Genomic DNA, 26300 nt, shown 5'->3' on the forward strand with positions numbered 1-26300 from the left:
ACAATTATTGTTCGCGTTCACTATACGGTTACGAGACAACAACCTTGTAACACACTGACCTGTCGGGTCAATACTGGATTGTTGCACCTTGTGGGGTGTGGTGGTTTGGTGTTGGTACCTGTGACGGGGTTGGTACACATTTTTTGGATGAGCATTGGGATGCCTGATGTTGTTTCGAGACTGTTACGGCGGTCATAGCGTGGGGGAAACGCCCGGTCCCATACCGAACCCGGAAGCTAAGGCCCACTGCGCCGATGGTACTGCACTCGTGAGGGTGTGGGAGAGTAGGTCACCGCCGGACTTAACTTGAAGTAGTTATGTCAGTAATGATGATGGTTTGAGGCCCTGGACACTTATGGTGTTCGGGGCCTCACCTGTTTAACCAGTAACTGGTTGCTGGTTGCCGGCTGGGTGGGGTGTTGCCGGCTGCCGGTTGGATTGCCGGTTGCGTGGGTGGTTGTGGTGTGGGGTTCTGCCTGGAAGGGTGGGACCCTTTTTCTGTTTAAGGACACTGATCCACGAGAGCACTGATCGGTTAGGTCCACGCGCTTTTGGTTCACGGTGGCTGAGGTAAAAAGAATACGGCAGTATATTGCCGGATGATAGTTAATCAGGCGCTACACTGGATACAGGATCATAAACGGCGGCATATTGCCGGTTCGGAGTTTACGTTGAATTCTTTATTGGAAATTGGCGCTGCGCTGCAGCTTTCTCGAAAAGAGAATGCCTTGACTCAGGAGCAGCTGGCTGACCTAGCTAACATCTCCGAGCGCACCGTGCGGGCCATCGAAACCGGTACGGGTAACCCTTCTATAGGAGCTGTGCTTTCCGTTGCTAGCGTCCTTGGGCTCAAGATTGTTGTTCAGAAGTGAATGGGGATCTAGCAGATCTGAAGCGGGTCGATAAGGCAGATGTTTATCAGAACCGTATATTGGCGGGGCGTTTGGAACGTCGTGGTGACGGTTATATCCAATTCAGTTATACCGACGAGTTTTTACAATCAGGTATGCCGGGCATTGCTACGTCCCTACCTTCTTCCGCAGCACCCCTAGTTGCTCCTGGTGGTGGGGTGCCTGCGTTCTTTTCTGGACTCTTACCAGAAGGTCACCGTCTCACAGTCTTGAAGAACGCCACTAAAACCAGCCTCGCTGATGAAATGACTTTATTGATGGCAGTCGGTTCCGATACTCCGGGCAACGTTCGTATCGTGCCTAGCGGTTCGAAACTGATGATGCCAGCGGCGGTCGCGACGATCGATGATCCTGCGACTTTGGACTTTACATTGCTGACAAGAACTCTTGATCTGCATTCGATTCCGGGTGTTCAGGAAAAGATTAGTGCCACCATGCTGACGACGCCTTTAGCAATGGGGGAAGGAGCGTATCTCCTTAAGCTGGATCCGCGAGATCACCCGTACCTCGTTGCCAACGAAGCTCTGCACCTGCAGGCGGCCAAATCGCTGAAACTGCCGGTTGCTAAAAACAAGGTAGTACATGATGGACAGAATGTTCCTGGACTACTTGTTGAACGCTTTGACCGGAAGTACGTTCCAGGCCAAGCTGAAGTTACGCGGTATGCATTAGAAGACGGGCTGCAGGTGCTCGACTTACCGCCAGCCGTTAAGTACTCGGTCAGTGCCGAGCAAGTCGCTGACGGTTTGGCTGGATATTGCCAAGCGCCGGTGATAGCGAAACGAAGTTTGTATCTTCAGTTCCTCTTCGCTTGGTTGACAGGTAACGGAGATCTGCACGGAAAGAATCTTTCAATACTTGCGGACTCTTCAGGGAAGTTTACGATGGCCCCGATGTATGACGTCCCTTGCACGCTTATTTACGGAGATGACACCATGGCGCTGTCTCTATCGGGCAAAACTAAGAACCTAAAGAGTAAGCATTGGCTGGAGTTCGGCCGGTACTTGGGGTTGACGGAAAGAGCGGTCTTGTCAGCGAATCAATTAGCTTTGAAGGCAGCTAGCTTGGCCAGGTTGGAGACACTGCCGATCGATGGTTCGCCGTTACGCGGTACAGTGCGCGAACTACGTTTTAGGCGTATGGAAGTGGCGTAGCCTTCTTCAATGATTTGGCTTCATGCCGGCATCTAGCATTAGGTCAGTGCCAGCATTTGGGGAATTGCATTTGCCCCTTGGTAAGCCGTCGAAAGATCGGTCGCACTATTAGGCGAAGTTTTTCTCGTTGGCCAGTAGAGGCGATCTCCATAAACGGGACAGTCATCGCGTCTCATAGTCGTCTAGCTCTATATGGTGCCGGGTAGTTTCTCGCGACATGTACCCGCAATCGTGGGGCCTGGCAGAAGGTGCATAAATTACCGAATTAGGGCAGTAATAATTTACTCTAATTCTTTGTGTGCACGGTCACGGTGGAAAAGAGGCCACCGATTTGAAACATCCCCCAAAACTGTGTATAGTTTTTATCTGTCGCCGAAACAAGGCCGGAACAAAAACCGGTACAAAATTCGGGGATAATCCCCAGAAAATCAAGAGTTTTACACAGGTCACTGTGGATAAACGAAGATCAATGGGAACTGAGAATACCGTTTCAAATCACATTGAATTGATTTGACTTTCAGGAATTCAAAGTTATAGAATATGAATATAACGCTGGACGATATTACCGCTTGAATAAGGCTGGTAAAGAACCGGTAAGTGTTTGTTGTTTGAGAACTCAATAGTGTGCCAAGTTTGTTGATACCGAATTATTTTTAATTTGGTGGATATATAACATTTGCTTGGAATGATGCACCCCCGTGTGTTGTTTCAAGTGTTTTTATTCGCCAGGATTTTATCATCGATTCTTCCCTTATTTTCCAAGGGGTTTCGGTGGCTTTTTGTTTTTTATGGAGAGTTTGATCCTGGCTCAGGATGAACGCTGGCGGCGTGCTTAACACATGCAAGTCGAACGATGACCCCGTGCTTGCACGGGTGATTAGTGGCGAACGGGTGAGTAACACGTGAGTAACCTGCCCCTGACTCTGGGATAAGCCCGGGAAACTGGGTCTAATACTGGATATGACCTTTAACCGCATGGTTTTTGGTGGAAAGATTTATCGGTTGGGGATGGACTCGCGGCCTATCAGCTTGTTGGTGAGGTAATGGCTCACCAAGGCGACGACGGGTAGCCGGCCTGAGAGGGTGACCGGCCACACTGGGACTGAGACACGGCCCAGACTCCTACGGGAGGCAGCAGTGGGGAATATTGCACAATGGGCGAAAGCCTGATGCAGCGACGCCGCGTGAGGGATGACGGCCTTCGGGTTGTAAACCTCTTTCAGTAGGGAAGAAGCGAAAGTGACGGTACCTGCAGAAGAAGCGCCGGCTAACTACGTGCCAGCAGCCGCGGTAATACGTAGGGCGCAAGCGTTATCCGGATTTATTGGGCGTAAAGAGCTCGTAGGCGGTTTGTCGCGTCTGCCGTGAAAGTCCGAGGCTCAACCTCGGATCTGCGGTGGGTACGGGCAGACTAGAGTGATGTAGGGGAGACTGGAATTCCTGGTGTAGCGGTGAAATGCGCAGATATCAGGAGGAACACCGATGGCGAAGGCAGGTCTCTGGGCATCTACTGACGCTGAGGAGCGAAAGCATGGGGAGCGAACAGGATTAGATACCCTGGTAGTCCATGCCGTAAACGTTGGGCACTAGGTGTGGGGAACATTCCACGTTTTCCGCGCCGTAGCTAACGCATTAAGTGCCCCGCCTGGGGAGTACGGCCGCAAGGCTAAAACTCAAAGGAATTGACGGGGGCCCGCACAAGCGGCGGAGCATGCGGATTAATTCGATGCAACGCGAAGAACCTTACCAAGGCTTGACATGTTCCAGACCGCCTCAGAGATGGGGTTTCCCTTCGGGGCTGGTTCACAGGTGGTGCATGGTTGTCGTCAGCTCGTGTCGTGAGATGTTGGGTTAAGTCCCGCAACGAGCGCAACCCTCGTTCCATGTTGCCAGCACGTAAAGGTGGGGACTCATGGGAGACTGCCGGGGTCAACTCGGAGGAAGGTGGGGATGACGTCAAATCATCATGCCCCTTATGTCTTGGGCTTCACGCATGCTACAATGGCCGGTACAATGGGTTGCGATACTGTGAGGTGGAGCTAATCCCTAAAAGCCGGTCTCAGTTCGGATTGGGGTCTGCAACTCGACCCCATGAAGTCGGAGTCGCTAGTAATCGCAGATCAGCAACGCTGCGGTGAATACGTTCCCGGGCCTTGTACACACCGCCCGTCAAGTCACGAAAGTTGGTAACACCCGAAGCCGATGGCCTAACCACCTTGTGTGGAGGGAGTCGTCGAAGGTGGGACTGGCGATTGGGACTAAGTCGTAACAAGGTAGCCGTACCGGAAGGTGCGGCTGGATCACCTCCTTTCTAAGGAGCTAACCAATTATTGGTTGCCCGTTTCTGTCACGAGTGTTGGCAGGCGGGTTGCTCATGGGTGGAATATCAATGAACTCAATACCGGAAAAACAGATGCAGCTCATGTTGTGTTTGGTGGTATTGGCTGTGGCTGCATGGTGTTCATGCTTTCTTAGTACGCGTTTGCTTCTCCTTTGGGGGTTGTGGGTGTTGGAATGAGGGTGTGGGGGCCAGGTGGTTTGTATGGTTTGGCATGCTGTTGGGTTTTGAGGCAACAAGCCCCCTTTTGTTGAGGGGTTTGGTGTTTCAGTGTTTGTCCTGTGTCTTTGCACGGTCATCGTGATGGTTCGCTCTTTAGGGGGTGGGTTGTTGGTGGTTTGTGTGGGGGTGTGGGGTTGTTGTTTGGGAACTGTATAGTGAACGCGAGCATCTTATAAGATGACCATGTTAGAGAGCCTTTTGGGGTTTTTTGGTGTGGTTGTTTTGTGATTTTGTTGATTGTTTTATAGCTCAAACTTGAGAACTTGTTTTGTGTTGAAGTTTTTAAGGGCGCACGGTGGATGCCTTGGCATCAGGAGCCGATGAAGGACGTGGGAATCTGCGATAAGCCTGGTGGAGTCGATAACCTGACGTTGAGACCAGGATTTCCGAATGGGGAAACCCCGTACGGTGTCATGCCGTATGACCCGCAGCTGAATGTATAGGTTGCGTGGAGGGAACGCGGGGAAGTGAAACATCTCAGTACCCGCAGGAAGAGAAAACAATAGTGATTCCGTTAGTAGTGGCGAGCGAACGCGGATGGGGCTAAACCGGTTGGTGTGTGATAGCGGATAGGCGTTGCATCACCGGGGTTGTGGGGCCCACATGTGCCAACCCTATCTGGTTGGCGGGATGAGGTGCAGGCGTATAGGTGAATCGGTTGGAATGCCGGACCAGAGAGGGTGATAGTCCCGTAGGTGTAATGCGTGTCTGCCGTTCTAGTGTGGGTACCCGAGTAGCACGGGGCTCGAGAAATCTTGTGTGAATCTGCCAGGACCACCTGGTAAGCCTGAATACTACCTGATGACCGATAGTGAATCAGTACCGTGAGGGAATGGTGAAAAGTACCCCGGGAGGGGAGTGAAATAGTACCTGAAACCGTGCGCTTACAATCCGTTAGAGCATGACCCTTGTGGTTGTGTGATGGCGTGCCTTTTGAAGAATGAGCCTGCGAGTTAGTGCTGTGTCGCGAGGTTAACCCGTGTGGGGAAGCCGTAGCGAAAGCGAGTCTGAATAGGGCGTTTGAGTGGCACGGTCTAGACCCGAAGCGAAGTGATCTACCCATGGCCAGGTTGAAGCGTGTGTAAGAGCGCGTGGAGGACCGAACCCACTTCAGTTGAAAATGGAGGGGATGAGCTGTGGGTAGGGGTGAAAGGCCAATCAAACTTCGTGATAGCTGGTTCTCCCCGAAATGCATTTAGGTGCAGCGTTATGTGTTTCTTACCGGAGGTAGAGCTACTGGATAGCTAATGGGCCCTAAAAGGTTACTGACGTTAGCCAAACTCCGAATGCCGGTAAGTGAGAGCGTAGCAGTGAGACTGTGGGGGATAAGCTTCATAGTCGAGAGGGAAACAGCCCAGAACGCCAACTAAGGCCCCTAAGCGTGTGCTAAGTGGAAAAGGATGTGGAGTTGCTGTGACAACCAGGAGGTTGGCTTAGAAGCAGCCACCCTTGAAAGAGTGCGTAATAGCTCACTGGTCAAGTGATTCCGCGCCGATAATGTAGCGGGGCTCAAGCACACCGCCGAAGTTGCGTCATTCAGATATTTACCCGGTTTCGATTGGGTGTTTGGATGGGTAGGGGAGCGTCGTGTGGACGGTGAAGTCGCGGTGTAAACCAGCGGTGGAGACCACACGAGTGAGAATGCAGGCATGAGTAGCGAATGACGGGTGAGAAACCCGTCCGCCGAATGATCAAGGGTTCCAGGGTCAAGCTAATCTGCCCTGGGTGAGTCGGGACCTAAGGCGAGGCCGACAGGCGTAGTCGATGGACAACGGGTTGATATTCCCGTACCGGCGAAGAACCGCCCATACTGAGCGATTGATGCTAACCAGTGTTGAGCATGACTGTTGCGACCTTCGGGTTGTTTGTTGTGTGAGGTGTTGGGAACCGATGTTGTGAGGTCAGCGTATTAACAGGTGTGACGCAGGAAGGTAGCCGAGCCAGGCAATGGAATTGACCTGGTCCAAGGGTGTAGGGCGAGTCATAGGCAAATCCGTGACTCATATAGCCTGAGACCTGATAGGCGCCCACTTTGGTGGGTGATTTGGTGATCCTATGCTGCCTAGAAAAGCATCGGCGCGAGGTTCTAGTCGCCCGTACCCCAAACCGACACAGGTGATCAGGTAGAGAATACTAAGGCGATCGAGAGAATCATGGTTAAGGAACTCGGCAAAATGCCCCCGTAACTTCGGAAGAAGGGGGGCCTGCCCCGTGGAGAAGACTTGCTCTTCTTTTGCGGGTGTGGGCCGCAGAGACCAGGGGGAAGCGACTGTTTACTAAAAACACAGGTCCGTGCGAAGTCGCAAGACGATGTATACGGACTGACTCCTGCCCGGTGCTGGAAGGTTAAGAGGACCGGTTAGCAACTTGTTGCGAAGCTGAGAATTTAAGCCCCAGTAAACGGCGGTGGTAACTATAACCATCCTAAGGTAGCGAAATTCCTTGTCGGGTAAGTTCCGACCTGCACGAATGGAGTAACGACTTCCCCGCTGTCTCAACCATGAACTCGGCGAAATTGCAGTACGAGTAAAGATGCTCGTTACGCGCAGCAGGACGGAAAGACCCCGAGACCTTTACTATAGTTTGGTATTGGTGTTCGGTGCAGCTTGTGTAGGATAGGTGGGAGACTGTGAAGCTCGGACGCTAGTTCGGGTGGAGTCATCGTTGAAATACCACTCTGGCTGTACCGGTCACCTAACTTCGGACCATGATCTGGTTCAGGGACAGTGCCTGATGGGTAGTTTAACTGGGGCGGTTGCCTCCTAAAATGTAACGGAGGCGCCCAAAGGTTCCCTCAGCCTGGTTGGCAATCAGGTGTCGAGTGTAAGTGCACAAGGGAGCTTGACTGTGAGAGTGACAGCTCGAGCAGGGACGAAAGTCGGGACTAGTGATCCGGCGGCACCTCGTGGAAGGGCCGTCGCTCAACGGATAAAAGGTACCTCGGGGATAACAGGCTGATCTTGCCCAAGAGTCCATATCGACGGCATGGTTTGGCACCTCGATGTCGGCTCGTCGCATCCTGGGGCTGGAGTAGGTCCCAAGGGTTGGGCTGTTCGCCCATTAAAGCGGTACGCGAGCTGGGTTTAGAACGTCGTGAGACAGTTCGGTCCCTATCCGCTGCGCGCGTTGGAAATTTGAGAAGGGCTGTCCTTAGTACGAGAGGACCGGGACGGACAAACCTCTGGTGTGTCAGTTGTACTGCCAAGTGCACCGCTGATTAGCTACGTTTGGAAGGGATAACCGCTGAAAGCATCTAAGCGGGAAGCCTGCTTCGAGATGAGATTTCCATGCACCTTGAGTGTGAGAGGCCCCCAGCTAGACCACTGGGTTGATAGGCAGGATGTGGAAGCAAGGACTAAAGACTTGTGTAGCTGACCTGTACTAATAGGCCGATGACTTACAACACACTGTAAAGCAATTATTTGAGACAATTATTGTTCGCGTTCACTATACGGTTACGAGACAACAACCTTGTAACACACTGACCTGTCGGGTCAATACTGGATTGTTGCACCTTGTGGGGTGTGGTGGTTTGGTGTTGGTACCTGTGACGGGGTTGGTACACATTTTTTGGATGAGCATTGGGATGCCTGATGTTGTTTCGAGACTGTTACGGCGGTCATAGCGTGGGGGAAACGCCCGGTCCCATACCGAACCCGGAAGCTAAGGCCCACTGCGCCGATGGTACTGCACTCGTGAGGGTGTGGGAGAGTAGGTCACCGCCGGACTTAACTTGAAGTAGTTATGTCAGTAATGATGATGGTTTGAGGCCCTGGACACTTATGGTGTTCGGGGCCTCACCTGTTTAAGCCGTCGGCGCATATATGGCTCAGCTCGTTCAGGGCAAAGAACTAATAGCTACAGTGAATAGTAGATACTACTAGATCTGCTATATAGGGAGCCCCTCGTTGACATCTGATGCGCTGAAATATCTCGATGATTCCATCCGCCCTCAGGATGACCTGTATCGCCACTCGAACGGCAAGTGGTTCGACTCGGCATCGATTCCAAGCGATCAGGGGCTCTACGGATCATTCATGGAACTGCGTGATGACGCAGAAGACGCGGTTCACGCGATCATCACCGAAGTGGTCCAGTCCTACGAGTCGGGCACCCAGACTGAGGGTCCCACCAAGCGTATCGCAGAGCTCTACGGCAGCTTTATGAATGAAGAAGTGATTGAAGCACGTGGCGCTGAGCCTGTCGCGCAGTACCTACGCGAAATTGCACAACTTTCGACCGTAGATCAGCTAATTGAGCTCTCTGGATCTTTCTACCGCAAGGGCATCAGCGGATTCCTCGCCTCCGGTGCGATGAACGACGCAGGAAATCCAGAGCGCAACCTTCTAACCTTCTTACAGGCCGGCCTTGGGCTACCAGATGAGTCTTACTACCGTGAAGAGCAGTTCTCCCAGACGGTCGAGGACTATCAGTTGCACCTGGGCCGATTGCTGGAACTCGGTGGCATTGAATCTCCGAAGAACGCGGCGAGCTCAGTGGTGGACTTGGAAACTAGGATTGCCAGTCACCATTGGGACCGAGTTAAGGTCCGCGACGCACAAGCACGCTACAACTTGATGAACCAAGACGAAGTTCTTGCTCTGTTCCCTGAGTTGCGTTCCTGGTTGCAGGGCGCCGGTATCGATTCGAAGTACAGCGCTGAGGTAGTCCTCTGGCAGCCAAGCTACTTCAAGGCACTGTCTGAACTACTAAACTCTGAGCCACTAGAGAACTGGAAGAACTGGCTCACTGTGCAGGTCCTGCGGTCGTTCGCGCCGTATCTGTCTAGCGCTTTTGTTAACGAAAACTTCTCCTTCTACTCAGCGAAGCTGGGAGGAGTGGAAACCCTCAAGGAGCGTTGGAAGCGCGGCGTTTCGTTCACCGAGGGTGGTGTAGGTGAAGACATCGGTCAGCTTTACGTAGCCAAGCACTTCCCGCAAGAAGCTAAGACCGCGATGGATGCTTTAGTTGAGCGACTCACTGAGGCCTATCGTATTTCCATCTCCAATCTGCCGTGGATGGGCGCTGCAACCATTGAGAAGGCGTTGGAAAAGCTGTCGATGTTCCGGCCAAAGATCGGGTACCCCGATGAATGGATTGACTACTCATCGATCACGACGGACCCGTTGGACGTTATCGCTAATCTTGCAGCGGCCAACGAATTCGAATTTAAGCGTGAGCTAAAGAAGATTGATGACGGGGTGGATCGAGAGCTGTGGTTCATGTACCCGCAGACCGTCAACGCTTACTACCACCCACTGCTTAACGAGATCGCCTTCCCGGCTGCTATCCTGCGCCTGCCATTCTTCGACAAAGATCGCGACATCGCCTCGAACTTCGGCGCTATCGGCGCGGTCATTGGACACGAAATCGGTCACGGCTTTGACGATCAGGGATCGCAGTATGACGGCACCGGGCAGCTAACAAACTGGTGGACCGAAGAAGACCGAGCTGCCTTTGAAAAGCTCACCGGAAAGCTCATCGAGCAGTACAACGCGCTGAGCCCTACGGAAGCACCAGATCACCAGGTCAACGGCCAACTGACTCTCGGTGAAAACATTGGCGACCTTGGTGGGCTAGGTATCGCGTACCAGGCCTATAAGTTAGAGCTGACAGCACGGGGTATCGCAGAAGATGAAGTGATCGACGGTGTTACCGGTGATCAGCGCTTCTTCTACGCTTGGGCAGAATGCTGGCGTACGCTGATCCGCCCGGAAACGGCAGTTGTCCGGGTAACCACCGACCCACATGCTCCGGGCGAATTCCGCTGTAATCAGGTGCCAAAAAACTTGGCAGCCTTCCACGAGGCATTTGACACGAAGCCCGGCGACGGTATGTGGCTAGACCCGGCTGACCGCGTAACCATCTGGTAGTACCGAAACAAGGTGCAGGGAGCGATCCCGGCACCTTGTTTTCGTTAAGGCATAAAGATCACCATGTAAGTCGCATCATGATCAGGCCACAGAGCAATGAATGACACGTAGAATGGACTATTGTGACTTCCCAAAATAATTCCGTAGATAGCACCGATCCAAACGACCAGCGTCAGGTCCGCATCGATAAGCGCAACGTCCTGCTGGCAAACGGCGAGGAAGCCTTCCCGGTTGGGGTGGCACGCACTCATACTTTGCAGCAGGTCCGTGAGCTGTTCCCAGATCTGGAGCCGGACCAAGCAACCGGTCAGAGCGTCGGCGTTGCAGGACGTATCGTCTTCATGCGCAATACCGGCAAGCTTTGCTTCGCCACCTTGCAGGAAGGCGGCCCAAAGGGCGCCGGAACACGTCTGCAGGTAATGCTCTCGCTGGCCAATGTCGGCGAGGAGCGCTTAGCTCAGTGGAAGTCCCTGGTAGACCTCGGGGACCATGTGTTTATCACCGGTGAGGTTATTTCCTCGCGCCGTGGCGAGCTTTCGGTCATGGCCGAGGGCTTCGAAATGGCTTCCAAGGCCTTACGCCCGCTTCCAGTGCTGCACGCAGACCTGAACGAAGAAACGCGTGTGCGTCAGCGTTACGCAGATCTGATCGTGCGTAACGAAGCCCGCGAGATGGTTTACAAGCGTGCAGCGATCATCCGCGCCGTGCGTAACACCCTAGAGAACCACGAGTACGTCGAGGTGGAAACCCCGATGTTGCAGCTGGTGCACGGTGGCGCCTCGGCCCGCCCGTTCAAAACCCACCTGAACGCCTTCGATCAGGAAATGACCATGCGCATCGCGCTTGAGCTATACCTGAAGCGCGCTGTGGTTGGCGGCGTGGATCGAGTCTTCGAAATTGGCCGAATCTTCCGTAACGAGGGCGTGGACTCCACGCACTCGCCAGAGTTCACCATGCTCGAATGCTATGAAGCCTATGCAGATCAGTACGTAATGGCGCAGCGCATGCAGGAGATTATCCTCAACGCGGCGGACGCCATCGGTGCTGGCCGAACCTTGGAGACCGCCAAGGGAACCATCAATCTTGATGGTGAGTGGCGCTGGTTGAGCGTCTACCCGGGACTCTCGGAAGCCGTGGGTGTGGAAATCACCCCGGAGACGGATGCCTCGGTACTACGCGAAGTCGCCGCAAAACACGAAGTTAAGATTGATCCGTCGTGGAGCGCGCAGAAACTGGTTATTGAACTCTTCGGTGAGATCGTCGAGCCAAACTTGATCGATCCAACCTTCGTGTGTGATTACCCGCCGCTGGCACAGCCACTGGCTCGTCCGCACCGCTCGAAGCCTGGAGTGATCGAAGCCTGGGACCTGATTATTGGTGGCATGGAGCGTGGTACCGCCTTCTCCGAGCTCATTGACCCGGTCATCCAGCGCGAACGCCTCACCGAACAGTCGCTGATGGCTGCCGGCGGAGACCCCGAAGCGATGCAGCTTGATGAAGACTTCCTGCGTGCACTGGAATATGGCGCCCCACCAATGGGTGGTATCGGCCTGGGCATTGACCGCCTTGTGATGCTCTTTACCGATCTAGGTATTCGCGAAACTATTTTGTTCCCACTGCTCAAGCCGGAGGCCTAAAGCCCATGCCATATGTAGAGGCTATTGTTCCGACTATCGCTTTGGCGCTCATTTTTTGGTACGCGATGAAAGCGATTACAAACGCTGATAGAAATGAACGTAAGGCTCAGGCTGAAGCCGAGGCAAAATTCATCGATCGTGGTAATTCAGAATCTGGAACGCCTGGGAAATAAGATAAGTCTAGTAATTCCCTCTTAATTCTTTGTTGCGTTCGGATTTATTGCGAAATTTGACTATACTTGATTTCTGCAATGAACATTGAGTTCTTTGGAGCTTAGTTCAGCAAATCCACGCATGGAGGAAATAGAATAATGGCACGTCAGGTTCAGATTGCCCTGATTGACGACATTGATGGTAGCGAAGCCGTTGAGTCCATTTCATTTAGTGTTGCTGGTCAGCACTTCGAAATGGATTTGAATGCGGAGCACGCCGACGAATTCCGTGCGGCCTTAGAGCCATATATCGATGCTGCACGTTCAGCCAAGCAGAGCAGCACGAGTGAAGCCCCTGCAATTCGCGCATGGGCTAAAGAAAACAACATCAAGGTCAACGCTCGCGGGCGTTTGAATGCTGATGTTGTGGATGCCTACAACGCAGCAATGCGTAAGGGTGGCCGAGGTCGCGCCAAGTAATTTACTGGGTGTTCAATAAGTCTCTACAAGGGGCCGAAGTATCGAAAGATACTTCGGCCCCTTGCTTGTATAACGGGTACATCACGGTCCATTTGTTTGGTGTACCAATGAATGTACATGCTTGTTGAAATAAGTCTGAAATTTAATGAACTAATTAGCGCACCAAATATTGGCCTGCCATTCAATTATGGGGAAATCTACGTCTTCCGGTTATCCCTATGGCGAACAAGGGCGCATTGTGGCCGTCTGGTGCGTAGCATCGAACTATTGGTAAGCAAGGAGTGTGCCGAAGATGTTTGAGAGATTTACTGACCGTGCCCGTCGAGTTGTCGTGCTCGCCCAAGAAGAGGCGCGCATGCTCAACCACAACTACATCGGCACCGAGCACCTGCTGCTCGGTCTTATCCACGAAGGTGATGGGGTGGCCGCAAAGGCGCTCGAATCGCTGAATATTTCGTTGGGTGCCGTGCGTGAGCAGGTGCAGGAGATTATCGGTAAGGGCCAGCAGGCCCCTTCCGGTCATATCCCCTTCACTCCACGCGCCAAAAAGGTTTTGGAGCTTTCGCTACGCGAAGCGTTGCAGCTGGGTCATAACTACATTGGAACCGAGCACATTCTGCTCGGCTTGATCCGCGAAGGCGAGGGCGTCGCAGCCCAGGTGCTGGTGAAGCTGGGTGCCGACCTTGGTCGCGTGCGCCAGCAGGTCATCCAGCTGCTCTCGGGCTACCAGGGAAGTAAGGACACCGCCTCGGCTGGTGTTAGCCCTGGTGGACAGTCCGAGGGAACCCCTGCGGGATCTGCAGTACTGGACCAGTTCGGTCGCAACCTCACCGCAGCAGCCCGCGAAGGCAAGCTGGACCCGGTGATCGGTCGCGAACACGAGATGGAACGCGTTATGCAGGTCCTCTCGCGTCGTACCAAGAACAACCCGGTACTCATTGGTGAGCCAGGCGTCGGTAAGACCGCGGTAGTTGAGGGCCTAGCCCAGGCGATCGTGCGTGGAGACGTCCCGGAAACCATCAAGGACAAGCAGCTGTACACCCTGGACCTCGGTTCACTGGTGGCCGGCTCACGTTACCGCGGTGACTTCGAAGAGCGCCTGAAGAAGGTGCTCAAGGAAATCCGTACCCGCGGAGACATTATCTTGTTCATCGACGAGATCCACACCCTCGTGGGTGCAGGTGCCGCCGAGGGCGCTATCGACGCTGCCTCGATCCTCAAGCCAATGCTGGCTCGTGGCGAGCTGCAGACCGTCGGTGCAACCACCTTGGATGAGTACCGCAAGAACATCGAGAAGGACGCGGCTCTTGAGCGTCGTTTCCAGCCGATTCAGGTCAAGGAGCCTTCGGTCGAGCTGACCACGCAGATTCTGCGTGGCCTGCGTGACCGCTACGAAGCGCACCACCGCGTGACCATCACCGACGGTGCACTGCAGGCAGCTGCCACGCTGGCGCACCGTTACATCTCGGATCGTTTCCTGCCCGATAAGGCCGTTGACTTGATCGACGAGGCCGGTGCTCGACTGCGCATTCAGCGCATGACCGCACCTCCGGCGTTGAAGGAAATGGACGAGGAAATCGCCACCGTGCGACTGGAGAAGGAAGCTGCGATTGATGCGCAGGACTTCGAAGGTGCCGCATCGCTGCGCGATAAGGAATCCAAGCTCATCGAGGCCCGTAACGAGAAGGAAAAGTCCTGGCGCAATGGCGACCTCGACGAAATCTCCGAGGTCACCGAGGAACTCATCGCCGAAGTTTTGGCTAACTCCACAGGTATCCCAGTGGTGAAGCTGACCGAGGAAGAGTCCACGCGTCTGATGAACATGGAAGACGAGCTGCACAAGCGTGTGGTCGGCCAGGATTCGGCAATCAAGGTGATTAGCCAGGCGATCCGCCGTACCCGTGCAGGTCTGAAGGATCCAAACCGCCCAGGCGGCTCGTTCATCTTCGCCGGTCCAACCGGTGTAGGTAAAACCGAGCTGGCAAAGGCTTTGGCCGAATTCCTCTTCGGTGAAGAAGACGCGCTGATTACTTTGGACATGTCCGAGTACTCCGAGAAGCACACCGTTTCGCGACTCTTCGGTGCCCCTCCGGGTTACGTCGGTTACGAAGAAGGCGGACAGCTGACCGAGAAGGTTCGCCGTCGTCCATTCGCCGTAGTGCTCTTTGACGAGGTGGAGAAGGCCCACTCGGACCTGTTCAACTCGTTGCTGCAGATCTTGGAAGACGGTCGTTTGACCGACTCGCAGGGTCGCGTGGTCGACTTCAAGAACACCATCATCATCATGACCACCAACCTTGGTACCCGAGATATCTCCAAGGGTGTCATGACAGGTTTCCAGGCATCGGCCGATACTCGTACCGGGTACGAGCGGATGCAGGCAAAGGTTCAGGAAGAACTGCGTCAGCATTTCCGTCCGGAATTCTTGAACCGCGTTGATGACATCGTGGTCTTCCCACAGCTGGACCAGGACGAGATCGAAGAGATCGTTGATCTGTTCGTCGGACGTCTGGCCAAGCGACTAGATGATCGCGGTATGACCATCGAACTGACTCCGGCCGCACGCAAGCTTTTGGCCGAGCGTGGCTACGATCCAGCCATGGGTGCTCGTCCATTGCGTCGCACGATCCAGCGCGATATTGAAGATCAACTCTCTGAGAAGATCCTCTTCGGGCAGATCGTCTCAGGGCAGAAGATCACTGTTGACGTCGAAGGCGAAGCGGAGACACGCAAGTTTGTCTTCCACGCAGAAGGTGGAACCGGTGAGCTGGAAGGCGAACCGGCACCAGCTGCGTTGGAAAGCTAAAGCTTAGGCAATAAAAACCACGGGTGAGGTATTCGGATAACTTCCGACTACCTCACCCGCGGTGCTTTTAACCTAGTTTTTCACTGCCTTGGCCACCAAATCGGTGAGCATTTTGAGATGTGTTTCTTCCAGCGCGGTGATCGCAAAAGAAGTTGGCCACAAGGTGCCCTCATCTAGCCGCGCCACATCGTTGAAGCCGAAAGTTAGATAGCGTGCCTCAAACTTCTTAGCATCTTGAATGAAGCACAAAACCTTGCCATCAAGAGCATAAGCAGGCATCCCGTACCAGAGCTTTGGCTCCAACTGTGGTGCCGTGCTGGTGATCAGCTGGTGCAGTCGCTGAGCTAGTTCCTTGTCGCTTCCTTCGAAGGAATCGATTTTTGCTTCCAGATCCGCTCGCGCGGCCTGCTGCTTCTCGGCCTTGCTCATGCGCTTCTTCGGAGCCTTTAGCTCGGCCGCACGTTCCTTCATTGCGGCTTTTTCTGCCGCGCTGAATCCCTGAGTGTCCGACATGTTCATAAACTCCTAAGCGCTTTGATTGATGCGAATCATATTTCCCGACGGATCGCGGAAGGCACAATCACGAGGTCCCCACGGTTGCTCGATAGGTTCCTGCAGGACTTCTGCCCCACTGGCGCTGATGGTTTGGAACACCGAGTCCAAATCATTGACGGAAAGCACCAGGCCACCTAGCGCTCCCTTGGCAACGAGTTCCGCGAGAGCGGCCGCGTCTTGCTCAGAGCGTCCAGCGCCTGGCGCAGAGAGTACCAAGTTCAGACCGGGCTGCCCAGATATTGCTAGCGATACCCAGCGGAACCCGCCGTGAGCTACATCCGAGACCACCTCAAGACCCAACGCGTCGCGGTAAAAAACTAAGGCTTCATCAACATCAAGTACGGTGACCGGAATATATTGCACACTAATATTTGTCATGAATTCAGCCTAGCGTCAGGGAAAATTCTGAGCTTCTTCAAAACTGCTCAAAATCGTGGAGGGCGCATCAGGACCTTGGCAATGCACGCTGGGATCTCCTCGGTCGCTAAATGCTCACGTGCCGCATAAGCCGAAGGGGATTCACCAACTATCTCGGTGAATCGGCTGCTAAAGGAACCAAGCGAACTCCACCCGACAGCCATGGCAGCGTCGGTTACCGAAACTCCGGCGCGTAAGAGCACCATGGCTCGTTCGATCCGGCGGGTCAACAGGTATGAGTAGGGTGTCTCGTCGTAAGCGCGCTTAAACTCCCGAGAAAAATGTGCGGGGGACATCAGTGCACGCCCCGCCATTGCAGGAACATCTAACGGATCCGCAAAATGCCGATCCATGAGGTCTCGTGCCCGGCGCAGATGAGCCAAGGTGGCCAGATCCATTAGCTGCGTTTTCGCAATACTAAGTACAGGCCGAGACCCACACAGCACAGGTACACCCCGGTTACCGCCAGCCAGCCGGTAGTGAACCCGCCAGGTGAGGAGATTAACGCACCCATAGCTAGTGGTCCAAAAGTAAACCCGGCAAACTGCCCGGCCGAGACAATGCCGGTGGAACTACCTAGCGAAGCTGCTGGAACCGCGCGTAACAACGCGGCCATCAACACCACCGAAACTCCAAGGGCCGCAGCACCATGTAAGAGCACCGCAAGCCATAACAGAGGCGCAGAATGCTGTACCTGGGCTTGCCAGAAGGTCAACGCACCACTGGTGGCTAACAGGGCTAAGGCGAGCAACAGTTTGGGTGCAGAGACTCCCTTAGACATCAGTGCTCCCCAGCCGATACGTGCGGCCACGCCGAAGGCTCCTGCCACGGCAGCGGTCAGGCCGCCTAAAAGCAATGAAAAGTGCAACTCGCGCACCGCAAACAAGGGAAGGTACACGTTGGTTGCCTGCACCCCCATACCGTTAATGAAGCCAAAAGCGGTCAACGTGATAACGATAAAACGGGTGGAAGGGCCGGTGGTGGTTGCCGTATTTTTCCGTGGCTTGCTCGCCGGGACTGGAAGTAGGGCGGTGGCGTTGATCAGCCTGACCGTCAGCACCCCGAGTACCGCGGCAAGTAGCGCTCCGACCAGTGAAGCTCCGCGCCAGCCAATCCAGGCGGCCAGCAACGGGAATCCGAGGCTGCCCACCAGCTGGCTTACCTGCACACCAGATTGTTTGACACCCGTCCACGTGATGCGTTGTGCCCCTGGCACGCGTTGGACCAACACTCGATTGGTTACCCCGTTGGGGAAGGACTGCGCGAAGCCAGCGAACATCGCGGCCACGAGAAGCAACGCGTAGCCACTGGGAATAGCAGCCAAGGCAAGTGCGGCAGCCGATAGTCCAAAGACGATGATGAATAAGCTGGCATCGGTACGCCGATCCGCAAACTTACTGAAGGCGGCGTTACCTATAGCCGCGCAACCAAAACATACGGTGGCAAGTAAACCGAACTGCGTCTCGCTGATTTGCAGGTCCGAAATAACCAGGTCGCTGGTGGCACTGAGCCCGTAGGTAAACAACGGGGCGATACCCACTGAGGCCAGGAGCACCAGCAGCAAGCCGGCTCCGGGTTTGGCCATATGCTGTTGCATCGTGCTCCCTGATTTGTGGTTGTCCGTCCTTAGTGTTGCATATTGCTTGGCTGATATGTCACAAAAAAGACTTCAGCGCTTGGGTGGGCTTGGTTACGGGAATAGTATGTGGCAGGTGAATACTTTTACCGTCCGTTCAGCCCGTACCAGCGATGTCGCGAAAATTAGGGACCTTGTGCGCCCGCTCGCGGTAGACCGAATCTTGCTGGATAAGGAAGCGGTAACCTACTACGAGTCCATTCAAGAGTTCGTCATCGCCGAAGACGCTAGCGGTGGCGAAGTAGTCGGCTGTGGTGGTCTACACGTGATCTGGGAAGATATCGCAGAGATCCGCACGCTTGCCTCCAGCAACAAATACCGCGGTCAGGGTGTTGGGCATGTGCTGATTGAAGAATTACTGCGTCGGGCTAAAGAAGTCGGAGTGTCCCGGGTCTTTTGCCTGACCTTCGAAGTGGAATTTTTTGAACGCCATGGGTTCACCGTGATGGCCGATCAATCCGCGGTCGACCAAGAGGTGTATCAGGAACTACTGCACTCGCGTGATGAGGGCGTGGCAGAGTTCCTGGACCTAGCTCGGGTGAAGCCAAATACCTTGGGAAATACCCGAATGATCTTGACCTTCTAGTCCATCGAATCGTAGCGTGCGCGGAAAAGCAGATATACCGCGTAGGCCAGCAATCCGACACCGATGGCCGCTAGCGCGACAGAACCGAAGCTCTGGTCTCGGATGGCCTTGAGCGCCCCATCAATTCCCGTTGCTTCTTCGGGATCATGCTGAATTGTGGCGACAATAAAGAGTAAGCCGAGAGCTCCAAGCACCAGGCCCTTGGCGATGTAGCCAATTGTTCCGGTGATTTTCACGGCGGGGGAGACCGCGGTGCCACCAGTGGTTTTTAGGTCTTTTAAGAACCTGCGGGTCACGCCGCGGAAGACGAAAAACCCACCTACGCAGATCACTGCGGCGCCAATAATAATCAATGTGATCTGCCCGGCCGGATGTCCCATCAGCTCACCGCTGAGGCTGGTAGCGGTCTTCTTGGAATCGCTACCACTGCCGATGGCGTAACGGCCAAAAGCGCCCCCGGTGAGCAGAAAAACTAACCCGGTGGACACAAATTTTATGCGCGTACGAAGTTTGTCGCTGTGGAGCAACGCCTGAGAAATATTCCATAAACCCAAAAGCAGGGATCCGGCGGCACAGACCCACAGCAACAGTTCACCAAATGGTTGCGACGCAAGTGCCTGGATGGCCCCGCTTTGATCTGCCTGAGCGGATCCACCGGTGGCGAGCACCAAGGCCAACGCGCCTAATACTCCGTGCAATATTCCATTGGCCACGTAACCGGACCTGGCCAATCGCTCAAACCAAGGGTGATCGGCTGCCCTGCGGGCGGCATTAGCCGCGTCTGCGCTTGCATTCATAGCCATAGCATAGGGCGGTACTGCCCCAAATACGATAAGTGGCGCGCGAAGCCTAGCTTGGCAGTCGGATACCTGCTTCTTCAGCAAGCGCTAATCCGTCGCTCAGTAGCCCGGCCAGTGCGCGTTCACGTTGCTCAAGCGGCGCGTCAAGCTTGTGCAGGGCTATATAGTCGCCGTGGTTTTGAAGCGCTAGATCCGTCAGGAAGGTTTCGCGGAGCACGGGTTCTTCGTGGGCCCGCAAGATCGCCATCATCGCCCCACGAACCTGGCGGTCGGTGCCCTTCCACGCTTGTCCTTTGGGCGCGTAGTGCGGTGCGGGTTGCCCTGCTTTAATCCACGCGCAGTGTTCATAGACCGGGCAGGCATCACATTTTGGTGAGCGTGCCGTGCAGATCAGCGCGCCGAGCTCCATGACCGAGATATTCCACAGATTTGCGCTTGAGTGCTCTTCGGGTTGAACCTGCTTGGCACGTGCGAACTCGCTGGCGCGCGGATTTGGTTCGGGTAACGCCATCCCACCAAATAACCGGGCGTGCACCCGGCGGATATTGGTATCAACGACTACGGTGCGTTGCCCGTAGGCGAAACAGGCAATGGCCGCGGCGGTGTACTCGCCGACCCCTGGAAGTGCACGCAGCTGCTGTTCGGTTTCCGGCACTTCACCGTTGTACTGGGTGGTGATTTCAATGGCGGCCGCATGCAAGCGCATGGCGCGGCGCGGATAGCCTAAACGGCCCCAGGCCTTTAACGCCTCGGACAAGGGCTCGGCGGCCAGGTCTTGAGGCCGTGGCCAACGGTGCATCCACTGTTCCCAGACCGGTAGCACGCGCACCACCGGAGTTTGCTGCAGCATGAATTCACTGACCATGACGGCCCAGCCGCTGACGCCAGGACGACGCCACGGAAGGTCGCGGGCATTGCGCTGGTACCAGTGATTAATTTGTTGGTGGATTTCTTGCACGTATCCACTCTAAGCGAGCCGATTCACGGTGTGGAATCGGCTGGCATTACCGGGCTGAGGCTCAGCGATGAACTAGCCTTAAGCCATGAGTAATGCATCGGGGGGAAAATCAGCGGCCAGCGTCTATCGCCTCCGGCGCATTGCCGTGGCCATGATCGCTTTAGCGATCGTTGGCTTGCTGGTTTGGGGCGGCGTAGCGCTGGCCGGAATTCTTGGAGCCAGCACGCCAGTCGAGAACAAACCGCAAGCGGTGCCGAGCACTTCGCCAAGCCCTAATGAGTCCGCTACACCGGACACGGGGGACAAATGCTCTTCGGATGAGGTAAAAATTACCGCCAGCACCGATACCGGCTCGTACCCCACCGATAAGCAACCGGTGCTGATCCTAGGCATTGAGAACAGCTCAGAGCGTGAGTGCGAATTAAACGTGGGTACCACCCAACAAGAATTCTTGATCACCAGCGGCAACGACCGCATCTTCTCCACACTCGACTGTCTGACCGATGGTGAAGATGTGGCAATGAAAATGAAGCCGGGACAAAAAGAATCTGCCCGCTTCACCTGGTCCCGGCAACGCTCGGCCCCGGGCTGCAAGTCAGTCAACGTGAAACCACGTCCGGGAACCTACAAATTCACCGCAGCCTTAGGCGAAAACAATTCGGAGCCGGTGACCTTCCAGCTGGACTAGATGTACCGGTCCAAAAGTGAGGACTCGGCCATACGGGCCAGACCTTCGCGGATCGAACGCGCGCGCTGTTCACCGACGCCTTCGATTTCCATCAGCGAGGTGGTGGACGCCGCCATCAGGTGCTGCAAATTATCGAAGGCTGCCACCAGCCGCTCGCCGATAGCCTTGGGCACCGTGCGGATCTGTGAGAGCAACCGGTAACCCTTGGGGGTGAGTTGGTCATCTTGGCTCACGGTCGAATTCGGGAACAGGATCTTGGTGAGCGCTTCCAGCTCGACCAATTGTGCGTCGGTGATCTCGGCGAGCTTCTTCAGCGCCGCGTCAATATCCAGCTCCACACCCTCCGCATTTGAATAATCGCGCAGGATCAGCTGGTTATCGGCCTGCACGCCGGCGAGCAGTTCCGCGTGCTGGGCCGCGAGCAGGCGACCGTCTACGCCTAGTTCTAGGACATGGCGGGAGATCTCCTCGCTGGTTCGGCGCAACATTTCGGTGCGTTGCAGTACCGCGAGGACCTCACGAACCGTGGCCACATCTTCAATCTCCGCGGCAGACAGGGCGCTGGTGACCTGGTCCAACCGGTGCCGGTACCGCTCCAGGGTGGCTACCGCTTGGTTACCGCGCGCCAGCAGGCGCTCACTAGTTTCCAGCACATGGCGCTCGCCGGCTGCATATAGCGTGATGGTATGCATCGATTGGGAGACCGAGATGACCGGGAAACCGGTCTGTACTGCCACACGCTCGGCGGTGCGGTGCCGGGTTCCGGATTCTTGGGTTTCGATTGCAGCATCAGGCATGAGCTGTACCCCTGCTTGCAATACCTGTTTTCCCGTTGCATCAAGAATAATTGCGCCGTCCATCTTCGCTAGTTCGCGAATCCGGGTGGGGGTGTATTCGGTGTTAATCCGAAAACCGCCGGAGCAGATGGATTCAACTACCCGATCGTGACCTAGAACTATCAACGCTCCGGTACGTCCACGCTGGATGCGTTCAAGCCCTTGAGCTAGTTCGGTTCCCGGTGCGATCCGGGCCAGAGTGGTTAACAGTGCGGGGGTGGGGTGCAGTTTCACCGTGCGTCCTTTCAGCGGGCAGCAACCACCATTTTATCCTGTTGGATTCTTTCGCTGGGTAAAGGCGACGTCTAGTGCCTCGGTGATCGACTCGACCTGAAAGACGCGAATACCGTCCGGGATATTTTTTAGCGGTTCTGGGGTAGAAGGTGCCATGGCAAAAGAGAATCCCAGCCGTGCAGCCTCGGTAATTCGTCGGGAAATTTCTGGCACCTGGCGCACCTCACCGGCCAACCCCACCTCGCCGAATGCGACAAAGTCTTGGGGAAGCGGAAAATCGTTCATTGACGAGGCGATCGCTAGGGCGCAGGCAAGGTCCGCTGCGGGTTCGGTAATTTTTACCCCACCGACAGTAGCGATGTAGGAGTCCATCGCGGACAGGTCCATGCGGGCTCGCGCCTGCAGTACAGCCAGCACCATTTGCGCGCGCGCCGGGTCTAAGCCACTGGTAGCGCGGCGCGGAGCCGGAGCGCTGGAGCGTGAAAGTAGGGTTTGCACCTCGGCGACCAAGGGGCGACGGCCCTCCAGCGTCACGGTAATGCAAGTGCCTGGCACCGGGTTGCGGGTGCGGGTGACAAAAAGCTTTGAAGGGTCGGTCAGTGAATGAATGCCATCTTCATTCAAATCAAAGCAGCCCACCTCATCGGTGGCACCGTAGCGGTTTTTTAGCGCACGTAGGATGCGTAGTCGGGAGTGTTTCTCGCCGTCGAACTGGCAGACCACATCGACTAGGTGTTCGAGGAGTCGCGGGCCGGCAACCGAGCCTTCCTTAGTGACGTGACCGACCATAATGGTGGTCATCGCACGGGTTTTTGCGGCATTAATAATTGAGGCTGCGACCTCACGCACCTGTGACACGCCGCCGGCGGACCCGTCGATTTCAGCCGAAGAGAAGGTCTGCACGGAATCTAACACCAGCAGCTGGGGGTCAATTTCGCGAATCTGACCCAGTGCGAGCGACAGGTCGGTTTCCGCGGCCAGGTACAGATTATCTGCCACCGCATTAATCCGTTCGGCACGTGATTTAACCTGCGCCGCGGATTCCTCGCCGGTCAGATAAAGTACGCGCAGGCCGGTTGCCGCCGCCTTTGCAGCTACATCAAGCAGCAAGGTGGATTTTCCTACCCCGGGCTCCCCGGCTAGCAAGATCGCCGCGGCCGGGACGAGCCCGCCACCGAGTACGCGGTCCAGCTCGGAGACCCCGCTGGTGCGGAATGCCGCTGCCGAACCATCAATTTGCGCAATAGGTTGGGCAATATGTGCCACCTTGGCGGCCGGTGCGGTGCGCGCGGTGACAGCGCCAACCTCGTCGACCGAACCCCAAGCTTGGCATTCGCCGCAACGGCCCACCCATTTAACCGTTGTCCAGCCGCATTCGGCGCATTTGTAGCTTGCGGAAGGCTTACTGCGTGTGGAGGTCTTGGCCATAGCTCAATGTTATCTAGCTAAACGGACAATTCAGCTCAGGCGAGGCAGTGGCCCCACAGCTTCTTCGTGATCTCGGCCGGCGGCCTGCAATAGGTCGACAACCATCGGGCGAAGCAGCAAGACCAGGCCTTCACCTTGCAACCCTTCGACGCCAAGTTCACGCGGGTCAAGTTGGGCTGCTACCGCTTCGAGCTGGTGCCTGGCGGCTTTCTCAAATTTTCTTTGTCCGGCCACGGTAGGTTCGCGCACCGAATGGGCCATCGTATTTACCGCTTCGGATACGTCACGCAGCAGTGGTGCCAGGCTTTGCGCGCCCTGCTCGGTCAGCGCGCTATTACTCAGCACCGAGGCCAGCCGGCGTGCAAAAACGCGGCAGTTACGGGTGGCACGATCAAAGTGTTCAAAGCGTGAGGATAACCGGCTTAACTCGTGGCGATGTCTGCGTCCGGTAGGGGAGAGCGTTGCGACTTCGCGGGCCGTGCGGAAGGCTCCGGGAAGGGAATCGAGATGGCGTTGGGTGGCGCGAGCCTTGATCAGTGCGTGGAATGCTGCGCGGTGGTCATCGTCGCGGACCGCCCAGGAGCATTCGATCATCACCTCGGATAACTCCTTGAGTAGATCAGAGAGGCCGCCCACCGGGGTGCGCCGTGGGTCGCTGGGCCACAGGATCACGATGAGCAACGCCAGCAGCGAGCCGGTCATCGCGTCAATGGAACGGGCAAAAGGTCCGTCGGCACTAATCGGCAGCAAAACAACAAGCGCCGACTGCATGCCGAGTTGAGTCGAGAAAATTGCGCCAGAATCCAGATAGCGGGCTACCACCAGAGACAGCGACATCACCGCGGCTGCCTGCCAAATGCCCTGCCCCCACCAGTGCATCAGCATGTCGCCCAGGGCTACGCCCAGGGTGCAGCCTAGTGCGACCTCTGCGGTGCGGCGGGTGGTGGTCGCCGATCCGAAGCCTAGAGATACCAGCGCGCTGGTGGCGGCAAAGATCGGGTCGGTATGTCCCCAGATGGCCGAAGCGATCCAGAATGCGCCTATTGCGCCCAGTGTCATGCGCGAGATGCGCGGTAGTGAGTTTCGGGTGCGCACCAGTCCGGAGCGGTTGCGTTGGCTCAGAAACTTCCACGCGCGCTGCGCTATTCCTGCTTGGGACATGTCACTAGTGTTCCATGACACGCTCCAAGAGCGAGCCTCGCGTCGGCGATGTTGCGCCCATTTGTGATGCGGGCGCCAAAAAACTCCAGAAATAAACCAGGTGATCGAGGTCACGTGAGATTCTGCGGGTTGTTAACCTTCCGTTCACCTTGGCTGGGTGATCTGGTTACCTACGGCGTTTAACGTCGTATACGAAGCGTGGCAGATGTCCGCTGTTGGTCACACTCAGATCATCTATAAATGGGGAGTAATACTCGTGAAGCTCAATCGTTTTGGCAGCGCTGCTGCAGTTCTTTCCGTCGCCGCGCTCGCACTGACCGCCTGTGGATCAGATAACCCAACCGCAGCCGCCGGCTCGGAGTCGGCCAGCAGCTCGGCTGCATCCGGCGTGACCGGCACGCTAACCGGCATCGGCGCTTCCAGCCAGAACTCGGCAATGGAAGCCTGGATTACCGGCTTCAAGGCCGAGAATGCGGACGCCAATGTGCAGTACTCCCCAGATGGTTCCGGCGCTGGCCGCGAAGCATTCTTGGCAGGCGGCGCACAGTTCGCCGGTTCGGATGCTTACCTGAAGCCAGAAGAAGCCACAAAGGCTAAGGAAGTTTGCGGCCCAGAGGGCGCATTCAACATTCCTGCCTACGTCTCCCCGATCGCGATCGCTTTCAACCTTGAAGGCGTCGAAGAGATCAACATGGACGCAGCAACCATCGCCAAGGTGTTCAAGAAAGAAATCACCAAGTGGAACGATGAGGCTATCGCCAAGCAGAACCCAGAGGTGGAACTGCCAGACACCGCGATCACCGTGGTACACCGCAACGATGAGTCCGGCACCACCGAGAACTTCGTTGAATACCTGAAGGCAGCAGCTGGCGACGTCTGGGACTACGATGTTTCCGGTGACTGGCCAAGTGACATCCAGTCGGAAAACGCTAAGGGCACCTCCGGCGTGGTCTCCACCACCACCTCCACCGACGGCGCTATCACCTACGCTGACTTCTCCGCAGTGGGCAAGCTGTCCACCGTGAACGTCAAGGTTGGCGAGGAATACACCAAGATTTCGGCCGAGGCTGCAGCCAAGGCTCTAGAAACCGCAACCCCGGTCAAGGACGCAGCCGAGAACGATCTGGCACTGGACCTTGAGCGTGACACCACCGAGGCTGGCACCTACCCAATCGTGTTGGTTTCGTACCACATCTTCTGCAGCTCCTACAAGGATCAGGCAACCGTTGACCTGGTCAAGGCCTTCGGCAACTACGTCATCTCCGACGCAGGCCAGAAGACCGCACAGGAATCTGCCGGTAACGCCCCAATCTCGGCCGCAATTTCCGAGAAGGCTGCCAAGTCGATCGACGGCATCACCGTAGCCAAGTAGTATCCAAGCATGACCGCGTGGGCGGATTAAAGTGATCCGCCCACGCAAAACCCCTC

General features: G+C 55.7%; 19 protein-coding genes and 4 rRNA genes. 14 read left to right on the top strand and 9 right to left on the bottom strand.

The features are described from left to right. The first annotated feature begins 184 nt into the window (after positions 1-184). From rrf (ACX5K5_RS00505) to ACX5K5_RS00555, 11 genes are all read left to right on the top strand, one after another. A 5S ribosomal RNA gene (rrf, locus tag ACX5K5_RS00505) occupies positions 185-301 on the top strand. Between the two features lie 370 nt (positions 302-671). Further along, positions 672-872 carry a helix-turn-helix transcriptional regulator gene (locus ACX5K5_RS00510; protein WP_096253988.1) on the top strand — a complete coding sequence of 67 codons (201 nt, stop codon included), beginning with the start codon at positions 672-674 and terminating at the stop codon, positions 870-872. Further along, the gene (locus ACX5K5_RS00515; RefSeq protein WP_188687520.1) at positions 869-2065 is read left to right on the top strand and encodes a type II toxin-antitoxin system HipA family toxin; all 1197 of its coding nucleotides are present in this window, start codon (positions 869-871) and stop codon (positions 2063-2065) included. Before ACX5K5_RS00510 ends, ACX5K5_RS00515 begins: the two co-directional genes overlap by 4 nt. 785 nt (positions 2066-2850) lie before the next feature. After that, positions 2851-4376, top strand: a 16S ribosomal RNA gene (locus ACX5K5_RS00520). Positions 4377-4897: 521 nt separating this feature from the next. Continuing rightward, positions 4898-8031: ribosomal RNA gene (locus tag ACX5K5_RS00525) — 23S ribosomal RNA — on the top strand. A gap of 205 nt (positions 8032-8236) precedes the next feature. Continuing rightward, a 5S ribosomal RNA gene (rrf, locus tag ACX5K5_RS00530) occupies positions 8237-8353 on the top strand. The 16S, 23S and 5S rRNA genes sit together here, the layout of an rRNA operon. A gap of 180 nt (positions 8354-8533) precedes the next feature. Then, entirely contained in the window at positions 8534-10498 is a 1965-nt protein-coding gene (locus ACX5K5_RS00535; RefSeq protein ID WP_188686407.1) for a M13 family metallopeptidase, read from the top strand. Positions 10499-10620: 122 nt separating this feature from the next. Beyond that, a complete protein-coding gene (lysS, locus tag ACX5K5_RS00540) occupies positions 10621-12135 on the top strand; it encodes a lysine--tRNA ligase (RefSeq protein ID WP_459174859.1) in 1515 nt (504 codons plus the stop codon). A gap of 5 nt (positions 12136-12140) precedes the next feature. Then, positions 12141-12308, top strand: coding sequence for a hypothetical protein (locus ACX5K5_RS00545; protein ID WP_181148077.1), 168 nt, complete (start codon positions 12141-12143; stop codon positions 12306-12308). Between the two features lie 138 nt (positions 12309-12446). Then, positions 12447-12767, top strand: a complete 321-nt coding sequence (locus ACX5K5_RS00550; RefSeq protein ID WP_105677644.1) for a histone-like nucleoid-structuring protein Lsr2 — start codon at positions 12447-12449, stop codon at positions 12765-12767. 292 nt (positions 12768-13059) lie between these two features. Further along, a complete protein-coding gene (locus ACX5K5_RS00555) occupies positions 13060-15573 on the top strand; it encodes an ATP-dependent Clp protease ATP-binding subunit (RefSeq protein ID WP_459174860.1) in 2514 nt (837 codons plus the stop codon). Positions 15574-15645: 72 nt separating this feature from the next. On the opposite strand, the gene ACX5K5_RS00560 is transcribed toward ACX5K5_RS00555, so the two are convergent. Genes ACX5K5_RS00560 through ACX5K5_RS00575 form a run of 4 tightly spaced genes read right to left on the bottom strand, consistent with a single transcriptional unit; the run spans position 15646 to position 18142 of the window. Then, positions 15646-16086 carry an iron chaperone gene (locus tag ACX5K5_RS00560; protein ID WP_170947894.1) on the bottom strand — a complete coding sequence of 147 codons (441 nt, stop codon included), beginning with the start codon at positions 16084-16086 and terminating at the stop codon, positions 15646-15648. Positions 16087-16098: 12 nt separating this feature from the next. Then, positions 16099-16506 (bottom strand): VOC family protein, encoded by a 408-nt coding sequence (locus ACX5K5_RS00565; RefSeq protein ID WP_459174861.1) that lies wholly within the window; start codon positions 16504-16506, stop codon positions 16099-16101. Positions 16507-16553: 47 nt separating this feature from the next. After that, a complete protein-coding gene (locus tag ACX5K5_RS00570; protein WP_459174862.1) occupies positions 16554-16943 on the bottom strand; it encodes a helix-turn-helix transcriptional regulator in 390 nt (129 codons plus the stop codon). Continuing rightward, positions 16943-18142 (bottom strand): MFS transporter, encoded by a 1200-nt coding sequence (locus ACX5K5_RS00575; protein ID WP_459174863.1) that lies wholly within the window; start codon positions 18140-18142, stop codon positions 16943-16945. Before ACX5K5_RS00575 ends, ACX5K5_RS00570 begins: the two co-directional genes overlap by 1 nt. 106 nt (positions 18143-18248) lie before the next feature. Between ACX5K5_RS00575 and ACX5K5_RS00580 the strand changes: the two genes are divergently transcribed. Then, complete coding sequence (locus ACX5K5_RS00580; RefSeq protein ID WP_443451833.1) at positions 18249-18767, top strand: amino-acid N-acetyltransferase; 519 nt, start codon at positions 18249-18251, stop codon at positions 18765-18767. Here the strand turns inward: ACX5K5_RS00580 and ACX5K5_RS00585 are convergent. Next, positions 18764-19564 (bottom strand): DUF1206 domain-containing protein, encoded by an 801-nt coding sequence (locus ACX5K5_RS00585; RefSeq protein ID WP_459174864.1) that lies wholly within the window; start codon positions 19562-19564, stop codon positions 18764-18766. The two genes, ACX5K5_RS00580 and ACX5K5_RS00585, sit on opposite strands and share 4 nt — an antisense overlap. 52 nt (positions 19565-19616) lie before the next feature. Next, positions 19617-20525: an iron-sulfur binding domain-containing protein gene (locus ACX5K5_RS00590; RefSeq protein WP_459174865.1), complete on the bottom strand. Its 909-nt coding sequence runs from the start codon at positions 20523-20525 to the stop codon at positions 19617-19619. Positions 20526-20610: 85 nt separating this feature from the next. Between ACX5K5_RS00590 and ACX5K5_RS00595 the strand changes: the two genes are divergently transcribed. After that, positions 20611-21213 (top strand): hypothetical protein, encoded by a 603-nt coding sequence (locus ACX5K5_RS00595; protein ID WP_459174866.1) that lies wholly within the window; start codon positions 20611-20613, stop codon positions 21211-21213. Here ACX5K5_RS00595 and disA read toward each other — a convergent pair. Genes disA through ACX5K5_RS00610 form a run of 3 tightly spaced genes read right to left on the bottom strand, consistent with a single transcriptional unit; the run spans position 21210 to position 24872 of the window. After that, positions 21210-22283 carry a DNA integrity scanning diadenylate cyclase DisA gene (gene disA, locus ACX5K5_RS00600; RefSeq protein WP_096256834.1) on the bottom strand — a complete coding sequence of 358 codons (1074 nt, stop codon included), beginning with the start codon at positions 22281-22283 and terminating at the stop codon, positions 21210-21212. The genes ACX5K5_RS00595 and disA overlap by 4 nt on opposite strands. A gap of 33 nt (positions 22284-22316) precedes the next feature. Continuing rightward, positions 22317-23711 (bottom strand): DNA repair protein RadA, encoded by a 1395-nt coding sequence (gene radA, locus ACX5K5_RS00605; RefSeq protein WP_096256833.1) that lies wholly within the window; start codon positions 23709-23711, stop codon positions 22317-22319. Positions 23712-23741: 30 nt separating this feature from the next. Continuing rightward, the gene (locus tag ACX5K5_RS00610; RefSeq protein ID WP_096256832.1) at positions 23742-24872 is read right to left on the bottom strand and encodes an FUSC family protein; all 1131 of its coding nucleotides are present in this window, start codon (positions 24870-24872) and stop codon (positions 23742-23744) included. Between the two features lie 256 nt (positions 24873-25128). On the opposite strand from ACX5K5_RS00610, the gene pstS reads away from it, so the two are divergent. Further along, positions 25129-26244 carry a phosphate ABC transporter substrate-binding protein PstS gene (gene pstS, locus ACX5K5_RS00615; protein WP_459175413.1) on the top strand — a complete coding sequence of 372 codons (1116 nt, stop codon included), beginning with the start codon at positions 25129-25131 and terminating at the stop codon, positions 26242-26244. The last annotated feature ends 56 nt before the right edge of the window (positions 26245-26300 follow it).

This window comes from Glutamicibacter bergerei (genome assembly GCF_054495185.1).